Origin of the sequence: Hymenobacter siberiensis (assembly GCF_018967845.1) — a bacterium.
Lineage (GTDB): Bacteria > Bacteroidota > Bacteroidia > Cytophagales > Hymenobacteraceae > Hymenobacter > Hymenobacter siberiensis.
On sequence record NZ_JAHLZZ010000001.1, the window covers coordinates 4158157 to 4170764 of the forward strand.

General features: G+C 61.7%; 10 protein-coding genes and 3 pseudogenes. 5 read left to right on the forward strand and 8 right to left on the reverse strand.

Features of this window, described 5'->3' with window-relative positions:
• Positions 1-312 precede the first annotated feature (312 nt).
• Complete coding sequence (locus KQ661_RS18180; RefSeq protein ID WP_216727684.1) at positions 313-1053, forward strand: hypothetical protein; 741 nt, start codon at positions 313-315, stop codon at positions 1051-1053.
• Between the two features lie 7 nt (positions 1054-1060).
• Here the strand turns inward: KQ661_RS18180 and KQ661_RS18185 are convergent, their stop codons facing one another.
• Positions 1061-1417, reverse strand: coding sequence for an MGMT family protein (locus KQ661_RS18185; RefSeq protein ID WP_216726640.1), 357 nt, complete (start codon positions 1415-1417; stop codon positions 1061-1063).
• Positions 1418-1610: 193 nt separating this feature from the next.
• Between KQ661_RS18185 and KQ661_RS18190 the strand changes: the two genes are divergently transcribed.
• The 3 genes from KQ661_RS18190 (at position 1611) to KQ661_RS18200 (ending at position 7701) form a co-directional block, all read left to right on the forward strand.
• A complete protein-coding gene (locus KQ661_RS18190) occupies positions 1611-2804 on the forward strand; it encodes an efflux RND transporter periplasmic adaptor subunit (protein ID WP_216689737.1) in 1194 nt (397 codons plus the stop codon).
• A gap of 232 nt (positions 2805-3036) precedes the next feature.
• A complete protein-coding gene (locus KQ661_RS18195; RefSeq protein ID WP_216689738.1) occupies positions 3037-6120 on the forward strand; it encodes an efflux RND transporter permease subunit in 3084 nt (1027 codons plus the stop codon).
• Positions 6121-6315: 195 nt separating this feature from the next.
• Positions 6316-7701, forward strand: coding sequence for a TolC family protein (locus KQ661_RS18200; RefSeq protein WP_216727685.1), 1386 nt, complete (start codon positions 6316-6318; stop codon positions 7699-7701).
• 48 nt (positions 7702-7749) lie between these two features.
• Here the strand turns inward: KQ661_RS18200 and KQ661_RS18205 are convergent, their stop codons facing one another.
• From KQ661_RS18205 to KQ661_RS23135, 5 genes and pseudogenes are all read right to left on the reverse strand, one after another.
• Positions 7750-8646, reverse strand: coding sequence for a T9SS type A sorting domain-containing protein (locus tag KQ661_RS18205; protein ID WP_216727686.1), 897 nt, complete (start codon positions 8644-8646; stop codon positions 7750-7752).
• A gap of 195 nt (positions 8647-8841) precedes the next feature.
• A complete protein-coding gene (locus KQ661_RS18210; protein WP_216689743.1) occupies positions 8842-9024 on the reverse strand; it encodes a T9SS type A sorting domain-containing protein in 183 nt (60 codons plus the stop codon).
• Positions 9025-9064: 40 nt separating this feature from the next.
• A pseudogene (locus KQ661_RS22335) lies at positions 9065-9460 on the reverse strand (transposase); the annotation flags it as partial.
• 15 nt (positions 9461-9475) lie between these two features.
• Positions 9476-9643 carry a hypothetical protein gene (locus KQ661_RS22340; protein ID WP_235727011.1) on the reverse strand — a complete coding sequence of 56 codons (168 nt, stop codon included), beginning with the start codon at positions 9641-9643 and terminating at the stop codon, positions 9476-9478.
• A gap of 29 nt (positions 9644-9672) precedes the next feature.
• A pseudogene (locus KQ661_RS23135) lies at positions 9673-9750 on the reverse strand (transposase); the annotation flags it as partial.
• A 151-nt stretch (positions 9751-9901) separates the two neighbouring features.
• Between KQ661_RS23135 and KQ661_RS18225 the strand changes: the two are divergent.
• A pseudogene (locus tag KQ661_RS18225) lies at positions 9902-10102 on the forward strand (ethanolamine ammonia-lyase light chain EutC); the annotation flags it as partial.
• Between the two features lie 58 nt (positions 10103-10160).
• Here KQ661_RS18225 and KQ661_RS18230 read toward each other — a convergent pair.
• Together KQ661_RS18230 and KQ661_RS18235 are read right to left on the reverse strand one after the other, a co-directional pair.
• Positions 10161-11423 (reverse strand): zinc dependent phospholipase C family protein, encoded by a 1263-nt coding sequence (locus KQ661_RS18230; RefSeq protein ID WP_216689749.1) that lies wholly within the window; start codon positions 11421-11423, stop codon positions 10161-10163.
• A 104-nt stretch (positions 11424-11527) separates the two neighbouring features.
• Complete coding sequence (locus KQ661_RS18235) at positions 11528-12580, reverse strand: aldose epimerase family protein (protein WP_216689751.1); 1053 nt, start codon at positions 12578-12580, stop codon at positions 11528-11530.
• Positions 12581-12608: the final 28 nt, after the last annotated feature.

Consider the following 12608-nt stretch of genomic DNA (forward strand, 5'->3'; position numbering starts at 1 on the left):
TGGCAGCCCACTCCAGCAAGCCGGGCATCACTATCAATTCCGACCACGCCCTATATGTGGCCCAGCTGATGCGGCAATGTCTGACTTCGCTCACGGCGGCCGATTTGGCCACCGCCGCCCAGCGCCCGGCGCGCTCCCTGGCGCTGGCGGCAGCCCCGGCAACCCGGCCCGCCATGCTGCGGGCCGCTGCTCCCCGACGCGGCATCTATTTTTCCGCGGCGCAATTCGCGGCCAACCAACCCGACACCACCAGCCAGCAGCTTCTCGACACGGTGCGATGGAGCTCCGTGCGCGCCAGCATTCTGGTCCCCAATGGCCCGGTACTGCCCGGTACTGGCCACCACCAACCGCACGGCCCGAGGCTACTCCCGCTCGGTGGTCAGCACGCCATCGGGCTGGCAGGGAACGGTGCAGCTAAAAGCCAAAGTGCGCACCGCCACCGGCGACCGGGTAGCCGCTCGCGACGTGTGGGGCTTTTCGGACGGCCGGCAGGCCTACTTGCGGCAGGCCAACTACTACCGGCTGTTGGGCCGACAAGACGCGTTTTACACGTTTTTTGGCGCGGCCCCGCTCGATTTGCCCGCTGCCCACCGCCAGGCCACGGGTGCCCCCACCAGCCGCATGGTCCATGGCGGGATGCGCATTGATGTCAGTGACGAATCCGGCGAGCCCGTTACGTTTGCCCTCGACCTGCGCACAGGGCAAACGGCGCGGTTTCCGCCGCACGGCCAGCCGGCCCACGCCGATACGGCCTACATCTATGTATACCGCCCGCCAGGTGGGCCGCCCACGGCACAGCCCAGACTGCTCAACGACCGTGAAATGGGCCAGCTACAGCCCGGCGCCTTTCTGGAGCTAACCTGGCGCCACCTGGGTGATGTCGTGCGGCTGAGTCTTAACTCGCCGAATGGCCCTACGCTGCTGCTGGGGCCCAGCACCACCATTGCCAACTACGTGAAGCTGCGGTCCGGTGCCGCTCTCACGCCCTGGCAGGTGGTGCCCGCCACGCAGGGCGAAGCCGAGGTAGACGCGCTGGAGAAGCCCGGCAAGTAGCCCGGCGCTACGCCAGCTCCACGGCGGGGTCCCAGAGCAGCTTATCGAAATCCGGTAAGCGGTCGATGTCTACGCGCACGCCTTCGGCTTCCAGGGCTTCCTGCATGGCGGTGGGCGTGGCAAAGTGCAGGCGGCCGGTGAGGTGGCCCAGGCGGTTGACTACGCGGTGGGCGGGTACGTACTGGTCGGCGGTGTGGGCGGCCATCATGGCGTAGCCCACGGTGCGGGCTCCGTGGCGCGCCCCGAGGTAGTGCGCAATGGTGCCGTAGGTGCTCACCCGGCCGGCCGGAATGAGGCGCACCACTTCGTGCACATCCTGAAAAAAATTGCGCGGCTCGGGCGCGGCGGGGGCTGATGGTTTCATCGGGACGAAGATAGTTTCGGTCAGGGTGATGCCAGCTTATGTCTATTTCCGAGCGGGGCACGCAACCTTTTAGCTGAAATTTGCACTATGTCTTTTCGGGCGCGCCGAGGCCCGGGCGTTGCGCCCGCGCCCGACCCGGCGGCCGGATGGCCGTCCTCAAACATCTGCCTACCGCCGCACGTTCCTGCATACTATGTCATTGGAAACCATCACTGCTACCCCACCCAAAACCTGGGATACCACCACCACTACTCCCCCGCCCCTGGCCCCTGAACCCACGCCCCAGCCGGCCCCGACGGGCAAGCGCGGCTGGTTGGGCTGGTTGATAGCGGCGTTGATTATCGGCGGCATCGCCTGGGCCAAAGTCAAGTATTTCCCCAGCAACGCGGGCGGCGACAAAAAAGGCGGTGGCAAAGGCAGCGCGGGCAAAGGCGCGCCGGGCAGCAATGGCCCGCTGACGCCGGTGCAGGTATATGTGGTGGCTGCCACCAACCTCACCGACCAGGTGGCGGCCACCGGCTCCGTGCTGGCCGAGGAGTCCGTCATCATCAAAAGCGAGCTGTCGGGCAAAATCACCAGCCTTAATATTAAGGAAGGGCAGTCGGTAAGCAAGGGCCAGCTGTTGTTCAGCATCAACGCCGACGAGGCCCAGGCCGCCATCCAGAAGCAGCAGTACAACATCAAGCTGTACCGGGACCAGGAAAAGCGCCAGCGCACCCTTCTCGATAAAGAATACATCAGCGCTCAGGAATACGAGCAGTCGAACAACGCGCTGCTGACGGCGCAGGCCGACTTGCAGGCCTTGCGCGCCACGCTGGCCAAGGCCTACGTGCGGGCACCCTTTGCGGGGGTACTGGGCCTGACCACCGCCACGGTGGGCACCTACGTGAGCCCGGGAGCCGAAATCACGACGCTCTCGAAGGTGCGGCCCGTGAAGATTGACTTTGCCGTGCCCGGTCGCTTTGCCGCCAACGTGCGGGTGAACGACGTGGTGGACGTAGTGGACGAAAGCACCAACAAAACCTACAAAGCCAAAGTCTACGCCATCGACCCGCAGATTGACCCCGTGAGCCGCACCCAACCCGTGCGCGCCCGCTTTGCCAACACCAACAACGAGCTACGCCCCGGCGCCTTCGTGCGGGTGAACCTGAAGCTAGGCGAAAGCGAAAGCGCCCTGCAAGTGCCCACCGAAGCCGTGATTCCCGAAGCCAGCGGCTACAATGTGTACACGGTGAAGGGCGGCAAAATGGTCCCGCAGAAAGTGAAAATCGGTATCCGCTCCGACAAGGTTATCCAAATTACCAAAGGCATTGCGGTGGGCGACACGATTATTCGCACCGGCATTCTGCAAGTGAAGCCGGGCGACGCGGTTAAGGTAATTAAGTAGTTAAACATCAAACTCCCCTCCTTACCAAGGAGGGGATGTTCGAGCCAAGGGCTCGGACGGGGGTGGTGCCACCGGAGGGCGGGCGTTGAACAGTAGGTTGGCGTAACTAACAAGAGCCTAACGAACCGGCCGCGAACCGTGCAACGCCCATAACCACCCCAGTTGTCGCTGACGCGACAACGTCCCCTCCTTGGTAAGGAGGGGATTTTATCGCGCTATAGCTAAAAACCAAATGAGTCTTTCCACCACTAGTATCAACCGGCCGGTGCTCGCCATTGTGATGAGCCTGGTCATCATCATTTTTGGGGTGATTGGGTTCCGGTACCTGAGCATTCGGGAGTATCCGAGCGTGGACCCGCCCATTATTACGGTATCGGCTACGTACACCGGGGCCTCGGCCGACGTGATGCAGAGCCAGGTGACGGAACCGTTGGAGGAAGCGCTGAACGGCATTGCCGGCATCAAGAACATGACGTCGAACTCGCGCGACGGCCGCACCCAGATTACGGTGGAATTTGACCTCGACTCCAACCTGGAAACGGCGGCTAACGACGTGCGCGACAAGGTTTCGGGGGCGCAGGGCCGCCTGCCGCGTGACATTGACCCGCCCATCGTGAGCAAGGCCAACGCCGACTCGCAGCCCATCGTCATTACCTACCTCAACTCCAACAAGCGCACGCTGCTGGAGCTTACGGACTACGCCAACAACACCCTCAAGGAGCGACTCCAGACCATTCCGGGCGTATCGGAAGTGCGGGTGTACGGCGAGCGCAAATACTCTATGCGCCTGTGGCTGGACCCGGTGAAGCTGGCGGCTCTGCGCGTGTCGCCCGTGGATGTGCAGCAGGCCCTCACCCGCGAAAACGTGGAGCTGCCCAGCGGCGCGGTGCAGGGCGCGGCCACCCAGCTCACGCTGCGCACCATGGGCCGCCTGACTTCGGTGGATGACTTCAACAACCTGATTATCCGCAAGGATGCCATCTCGCTGGTGCGCCTTTCCGATATTGGCTACGCCGAGTTGTACCCGGAAAACGACCAGACCATTTTCCGGGTGAACGGGGTGCCGGGCGTGGCGCTGGCCGTAGTGCCCCAGCCGGGCTCCAATCAGATTGAAATTGCCGACGAGTTCAACCGGCGTCTCAAGCAGTACGGCAAGGATTTGCCCTCGGATTTGAAGTTACAGGCGGGCATCGACAACTCGGTATTTATCCGCAATTCCATTAGCGAGGTGGAGCATACCATCATCGAAGCCTTTGTGCTAGTGGTGGTTATCATCTTTTTATTCTTGCGCGACTGGCGCTCCACCATCATCCCGGTGGTGGCCATTCCGGTGTCGCTGATTGGTATTTTCTTCGTGATGTACCTGCTCAAATTCTCCATCAACGTGCTTACGCTGCTGGCCATCGTGCTGGCCATTGGCCTGGTGGTGGACGATGCCATTGTGGTGCTGGAAAATATCTATTCCCGCATTGAGGACGGCGAAGAACCCAAGGAAGCGGCCATTAAAGGCACCGAGGAAATTCTGGTGGCGGTGGTGAGCACCACGGTGGTGCTGGCGGCGGTGTTCCTGCCGGTGGTGTTCCTCACGGGCATCACGGGGCGATTATTTCGCGAATTTGGTATTGTGGTGGCGGGCTCGGTGCTGATTTCGGCCTTCGTGTCGCTCACGCTAACGCCCATGATGTGCGCCAAGCTGCTGAAGCGGCAGGAAACGCACAATTGGTTCTATCGCACGACGGAGCCATTTTTTGAGCGCATGATTAACGCCTACCAGGGCAGCCTGCGCTCGTTTTTGCGCAACCGCTGGCTGGCCTGGGTGATGATAGTGATAACGGGCGGCGGCATCTGGGGCTTCACGAAAATCATCCCTTCAGAGCTGGCCCCGGTGGAAGACCGCAGCCGCGTGAACGTCAACGCGACCGGCCCGGAAGGGGCCTCGTTTGAGTACATGGACAGCTACGTTTCCCAGCTTACCAAGCTGGCCACGGACTCGGCTGGCGCTAAAAACCTAAGTAGCGTGTTCACGGTCACCTCGCCGGGTTTTGCCGGGGGTTCGAACTCGGCCATTGCCCGCATCATTCTGGTGGAGGCCGACCAGCGCACCGGAACCCAGGACCAAGTGGCCAACGCCGTGAGCGCGGGCGTAAAAAACCTGCCCGCCGCCCGCACCTCAGTGTCGCAGGACCAGAGCATTGGCGGGGGCGGCGGGGGATTGCCGGTGCAGTTTGTGGTGCAAACCCAGGACTTTGAGAAGCTGCGCAAAGTGGTGCCGAAGTTTCTGGACCTGGCCCGCCAGGACCCCACCTTCCAGTTCGTGGATGTGAACCTGAAGTTCAACAAGCCCGAACTGCGCATCAACATCGACCGCGAGAAGGCCCAAAGCCTGGGGATTTCCGTCCAAAGCATTGCTCAGACCCTGCAGGCCGGCCTCAGCGGCCAACGCTACGGCTACTTCATCCGCGACAGCAAGCAGTATCAAATTATTGGCCAGGTGGCCCGCGAGGACCGCAACCAGCCGCTGGACGTGCGCCTGCTGTCGGTGAAGAACGACAAGGGCGAGCTGGTGCAGCTCGACAACGTAATCCGGCTGGAGGAAAGCAGCACGCCGCCCCAGCTCTACCGTTTCAACCGCTACAACTCGGCCACGTTCTCGGCCTCGCTGGCCCCCGGCAAAACCCTGGGCGACGGCATCGCCGCCATGCGCGCCATTGCCGATAAAAATCTCGACGATGGCTTCACCACCGAGCTGGCGGGCACTTCCCGCGACTTTGAAGAAAGCTCCTCCTCATTGCTCTTCGCCTTCGGCCTGGCCCTGGTGCTGATTTACCTGGTGCTGGCCGCGCAGTTCGAGAGCTTCCGCGACCCGGTTATCATCATGGTGACGGTGCCGCTGGCCCTGTCCGGCGCGCTGCTCAGCCTGTGGTATTTCAACCAAACGCTGAACCTGTTCTCGCAAATCGGCATCATCATGCTGATTGGCCTGGTAACCAAAAACGGAATTCTCATCGTGGAATTCGCCAACCAGCGCGTCGAGAAGCACAACGTGGACTACATGACGGGCCTGATTGAGGGTGCTACCGCCCGCTTCCGCCCCATTCTGATGACTTCGCTGTGCGCCATTCTGGGCATTATGCCCATTGCCATTGCCACGGGTGCGGGCGCGCTCAGCCGCCGGGCCATGGGCATTGGCGTAGTGGGCGGCCTGCTGTTTGCCACGGGCCTCACGCTGTATGTGGTACCGGTGATGTATTCGTATTTCGCTACGGCTAAGAAACATAAGTCGAAAGTGGCAGAGCCGGAAGCGGTAGTTGCTTAAACTCCCCTCCTTAAAAAAGGAGGGAATATTTCCGCGAAGCGGAAATTGGGGTGGTGAAATCGTTGAACGATGATTGGACGACTGCCGAGTGCGTCGTTCGGCCATCGTTCAACGACTTCACCACCCCCGTTCGGCCTGCGGCCGAACATCCCCTCCTTAAAAAAGGAGGGGAGTTTGAAGTTCTGAATTTCCTGCATGAAACTTTTTCGATTCCTTCTTCTCCTCCTCCCCTTCTCCGCGCTGGCGCAGGTGCCCACGGCCCGGCCCAACCAGCTGGCGCGGCCGGCCACGGTGGCTCCGGCCCCCGCGCTGTCGCTTCAGCAGGCCATTGCCGAGGCGTTGCAGCACAACTACGGCATCCTGCTATCGCGGCAGGATGTGCAGATTGCGGAGAACAACGTGACCCGGGGCAATGCCGGCCAGCTGCCCAACATCAACGGCAACCTGACCCGGACGTTCAACCGAAACAACATCACCTCGACCATTGGCGACAATGCGCCCCGCGTCATCAACGGCGGCACGTCGAACCTGCTGAACTCGAACGTGACGCTGGGCTGGACGCTGTTCGACGGCTTCGGGATGTTTGTTGCCTACGACCGGCTGAAAACCCTGCGCCAGCAGCAGCAGCAAATAACCCGCGCCACGGTAGAGGAAACCGTGGAAAACGTGGCCAACGCCTACTACGACGTGGTGCGGCAGGCCGGCAAAATCACCTCGCTCGAAGAGGCCCTGAGAGTCGGCCAGGCCCGCATCGACCTCACCCAGGCGCAAGTAGACGTGGGCGTGAGCGCCAAAGTGGAGGTGCTGACCGCCCGCGTGGACTACAACGCCGACCGCAGCCTGTTTCTGCAGCAGCAGCAGGCCCTGACGGCCGCTAAAATCACGCTCAACAACCTGCTGGGCCGCTCATCGCGCTTCGATTTTGAGCCCGGCGACAGCCTGACCGTGACCCGCAACCTGCGCGAGGACGTGATTACGGCCAGCATCAAGGCCAACAACCCACGCCTGGCCCAGGCCCGCCTGGGCGTAGACGTGGCCACCTACGACCGCAAGCTGGTAACGGCCGCGCGCTTCCCACAAATTGGACTGGTGACGGGCTACGCCCTCAACCGCAACATCAACAACGCGCAGTTTATCACGCTGCCCACCGGCCCGGTCCTGAGCACGAGCATCAACAACACGGTGGGCCTGAACTACGGCATCACGGCTACAGTGCCAATTTTCAACGGCTTCAACATTCGCCGGCAGGAGCAAAACGCCCACGTGGTGGAGGAGCAAAGCAAGCTCAGCCTGGCCCAAACCGACCTGCGGCTCGATGCTGATGCGGCCACTGCCTTCGCCCAATACCAGAACTTCATCCAGCTGCTTGAGCTCGAAGAAACCAACATCCAGCTGGCCCGCCAGAACGTGGGCATTGCCCTGGAGCGCTACCGCCTGGGCCTGCTCACGCCCCTGGCCCTGCGCGAAGCCCAACGCAACCAGTTGGCCGCCGAAACCCGCCTGCTCGATATCCGCTACTCGGCCAAGCAGGCCGAAATTGCACTGCAACGGCTGAGCGGCGGGCTGGTGCAGGCACCGTAACCTCACCCCCCGGCCCCCTCTCCCCAGGGAGGGGGGGGCCGGGTGAGGTTATTCCTTTAAAAAGCGCTTGGTCTGGGTACCGCCTTTGGTGGTGATTTTGTAGAAATACGTACCGGCCGGCACGTCGTACAAATCAAGCTGCTGGGTTTGCGGGCCCTTTTCCTGGCTGGCTTCCGATACCAGGGTGCGCAGCTTGTTGCCGTCCTTATCGAGCAGGTCGATGGTTACGGGGCCGGTTTTGCGCACGTCGTAGTCGAGCTGGCTGGTGGGCGCGGCGGGGTTGGGGTAGAAGCTGGTATTGCCTACGCCTTGTTCATTTTTGTTGGCAGCGGGGGCATTGGGGTCCAGCAGCAGGAACGCGGCGGGCTTGAAGAAGCGGCGCAGGCCGCCGCGCTCATGCTTCCGGCCCTGCATGGCAGCCATTCGCTGCTGCTGCTCGGGCGTGGCAGTTTTGGCCACGATGGCCTTGATATCAGTGGCCCATTTCTCTTTCTGCGGGGCTACTTCCTGGGTGAGCTGGGCTATGGGTGCGTCGTATTTCTGGGCCATCTGGGCCACGTTCAGCATGATGCCCCGGGCCTGGAAGCGCAGGTTGTGGGCCTGCTTCTGCTGGGCCTCGGTGAGGGTTGGGCGAGTGGCGGGAGTAGCCGTGCCCGCAGGCGCTACGCTGCGGCGCAGGGCCTGGCCCTGGTCCTTCAGCGCTTTGAGCTGGGTACGGTAGGTGGCGAGCTGGGTGCGGTCGGCGGCGGTGAGCTGGGGTTCCAGCTTCTGGCGCTGCTGTTGCAGCACGGGCAGCACATTGGCCTGGAAGTAGGCCCGGACTTCGCGGCGAATGGGCCGGTCTTCGTGCTGGCGGTGCCGCCCGCCCCGGGCCACACCCACTACCGTTGCGGAGAGAACAACTAGCAGCAGCAAGGTCAGAATTTTGGGTGCGTTCGATTTCATAATGCTGTAGAAGAATGATGAGTTAACAGGTTTCATACTCAATAGACTGCGTGATGATGAAGGAGTTTAAGTACGCACTAACTTTCTTACAAACGGCTGTTACGCACCAGCCACACCGCAGCCATTCCCCAACCAAACAAAAAGAGCCAACTCAATCGGGCCAGCTCTTTTCCGGTTTCAAAGCAGGCAATCGAGCTATTCAAACACCACCTTGCGCGTGATGGGCGTGCCCGCCACATCGAGGCGCAGGTTGTAGATACCGGGGGCCAGGCCGTGCACGTCAACCTCAGTTTCCACGGCGCGGCCGGCGGTGGCGGGCAGGCTGCGCGTGAGCACCTGCTGGCCCATGTTGTTGAACAGGCGCAGCAGGGGTCGCACGATAGCAGGAACGGAAAACAACGCTAAGAAGCTGTTTGAGTTAGCAGAACTTCAGGGTTCTGCGAATGTTAACTATTGCAATCCAGGCATTTGCATGACGCAATGTTCGGTCGTATTCTTTGGACAAGCGCCGGTTCATGTCGAGCCACGCGAACGTGCGCTCGACAATCCAGCGCCAGGCGTGGATGCAGAAATTGGTTTTCCGCACCAGTACGTGCACCGGTTTCTCGACCCGGATGCCGTAGCGCCGGGCCAGGTGCCGGCGGAAAACGCCGTGAAAGGAACTGTCCACGAAAACGACCTGGACGGCCCCCAGCAGTTCGTGCGTGGCGGCCACCTCGTCCCAAAAAGCAATGGCCGCGGCGCCGTCCACCGCATCGGCGGGCAGCACCCGACTGGCCAGCACATGGCCCAGCGTGTCGGTGAGCACCAGGCGTTTACGCCCATTGGCCTATTTGCCCGCCTCGAAGCCCACGGTGGCTCCGGTGGCCGTGGCCGTATTTTTGACGCTTTGCGTGTCGAGTATCACGGCCGTGGGGCAGGCTTTTTTTGGGCGTGTTCCCGGCTGCTCACCGTCAAACAGGCGCTTACCCGCGCCCAGGTGCCATCGGCTTCCCACTTGTCAAAGTACCAGTACGCCGTGCTCCAGGGCGGTAAATCGCCCGGTACGTCCCGCCAGACGCACCCGTTTTTGAGCACGTACAAAATGGCATTGACGATTTCCATCAGCGGCCATTTGCTGCGCCGCTTGACCACCAGCAGCGGCTACAGCCGCTGCCAGTCGCGGGCGCAAAGATCTGAGCTATATAGATTTCGGGTCAAAATAGCGGAGGTATCCATCTTACAAAATTAACTCAGACAGCTTCTCAGCACGCCCGATAGCCTCGGGGCCTACTTCACCTACGAGCCCCGGCCAGGCCTTACCGATGAAGCCCACAACTGCGTGCCAAATATCCGGCCGGCGGGCCTGGCCTATCCGGCAGCGGCGGCGCGGCTGCTGCACCTGCTGCGGGAGGCGCTGCGGCGGCAGCTGTCGGGCGTGGGATTGAAGGATGAGTCGGGTTTGCTGCTTGACTAGTTGCTGCTGCGCGGCGGCCAGTAGCGCGAACTACAATATCCGGGAGTGCGAAACCTGTTTAGTGTAGCGTCCGAAGCTTTTCCAGGGCGGCGTGGGTTTCCTTTTGCTTACTGCCCTCTTTTTCTTCTTCCGAGGCCGGGGTTTTGGGCTGGGTGCCGTAAAAAGCGAGGATGTTTTGCCGAGCCAACGGGTTGAGGTTTTCGAATTTCTTGTCGGCCAGCTTGCGCAGCCACTCGCCGTAGGTTTCGTCGGCCTTGCCGTACTCGCCGGCGTGAGTGGGCTTACCGGTATCGAAATCGGCATTGGATAAGGAGAGGGGCGCAGCGGCCGTATCGGCGGGCTGGCGGGCCACGTTCACGCAGTAGCTGGCCATCACCTTGCGGAAGCTGGCCCGGAAAACTTTCTCCGCTTCCGGCGTGGGCAGCTTGAAGGCAAAGGGCTTCAGCGGGCCAATTTTGGGCAGCACCCGAATGAAATACGAGATAATGCGCGCCCCAAAACCGGGCTTCTTGTACTCCTTGCCGTATTCCTTGCGGAACGCCTTGGGGTGGTTGCGCGCCATGTAGTCGCGCCGCCGCGCACTGGGGCTCAGCTTCATAATGTCCTTGCGCTTGTAGTGCCAGGCGGCGCGGGCCGCCGTCGGAATAAGCTGGCTCACGGCAAAACGGTAGCTGGCAATGCTCAAGTCCACGTTCACAATCACCTGGCCCAACTCCAGGCCGTAGGTTTTCAGGAAGGCTCGCTCCAGCGGCGATTTGCTCACCTTGAAGCCGATTTTCTGGTGGTAGTCCTGGCTGTGGTACTTGCCGCTGGCAAGCTGCACCACATCAAACGAAAACTCCAACTGCCCGTGCTGCTGGGGTCCCTGCTCATAGGTCACCACGTTACCATATTTCGCTTTCAGCTCGGGGTACACCATCGGCACGGCCCGGTTGGTTCCCTCCGCATGCCCATCGAGGTCGGCCGAGTAGTGGGCCAGCGCCCCCAGCGCAAAGGCATAGTCGTTGAGGTCCCGGGATTCGAGAATGAGGTTGCGAATGAAATCGCCGGAGCGCACGTAGTGCGTCAGGTTCGTGAACAGTACCGAGCCGAAGGGATAATAGCCCATGTCCTGAATAATGGCTCCACCATAGGCATATGCCTTGGCATCAATCAGTTGTTCGTCCGTGGAACCCGGATAGCGCTTCAGAATGGCCGGCACCAAGCAGCGCTCCCAGGTCGAGTCGATGTTGGCCTGGTGCGTCAGCACGGAATAGCCGGCGGCTGGCCGGCTGCTCAGTGCCAGCAGTAAAACCAGCAAAAATGAATAAATACGAAGCATGAAGTAAGCGCGGGGGTAAGCACAACGTTGGGTACTTGCAACGGTAAAGGGGCCGGCCGCGTTGCCGGCCCCTTTACCGTTGCCGGCAATCAAGCCAGCCAGCATTACCCCCGCACCCCAAACGTATAGGTGCTGGTGGTGCGGTAAGTTTCGCCCGGCTTCAGTATGGTGTTCGGGAAACCGGGCTGGTTGGGCGAATCGGGGAAGTGCTGGGTTTCGAGACAGAAGCCCGCGTGCAGGCCGTACACGGTGCCGCCCTTGCCGGTCAGGCTGCCATCGAGGAAGTTGCCGGTGTAGAGCTGCACACCGGGCTGGTCGGTGGTCACCGCCAGGGTGCGGCCCGAGGCGGGCTCGTACACGGTGGCGGCGGGGTGCTGGCCGGTTTCAGCGTTCAGCACCCAGTTGTGGTCGTAGCCGCCGGGCACCTGCGCAATGCGCCCCCCAATGGCGTGGGGCGTGGTAAAATCGAAGGGCGTGCCCTGCACCGGGCGCAGCTCGCCGGTCGGTATCAGGTCGGCATCTACCACGGTGTAGCGGTTGGCGGGCAGGGTCAGCTCGTGCTGCATAATGTCCGGGCTCACGCCCGCGCTCAGGTTGAAATAAGCGTGATTGGTGAGGTTGATGGGCGTGGCGTGGTCGGTGGTGGCGGTGTAGGCAATGCGCAGGGCATTGGTATCGGTGAGGGTATAAACCACGGTAATGCGGAGGTTGCCGGGGTAGCCTTCTTCGCCGGCTTTGCTCAGGTAGTGCAGGGTCAGAGTGGGGCCATCGGGCGAGGTGCCGGGAGTGGCGTCCCATATTTTCTGGTCGTAGCCCACCTGGCCGCCGTGCAGCGAGTTGGGGCCGTTGTTCACGCTCACCTGGTAGGCTTGGCCGGCAATGGTGAATTTGCCGCCCGCAATGCGGTTGCCGTAGCGGCCGATGAGCGCGCCAATGTAAGGATTGGCCGCATGGAACGCCGGGCTCTGGTAATCGCGCACGCCATCGAAACCGAGCACCATATCGCCCAGCTTGCCGTGCCGGTCGGGCATCAGCAGGCCCACGAGGGTGCCGCCGTAGTTGGTGATGGCGGCGGCGGCCCCCTGCTTATTGGTGAGGGTGAAGAGCTGGACTTCGGTGCCGTCGAGGGCGGTACCGAAAGAGGCGGAGGCAGGCATAGACATAGCTTTGGTTGGAAGGATGATG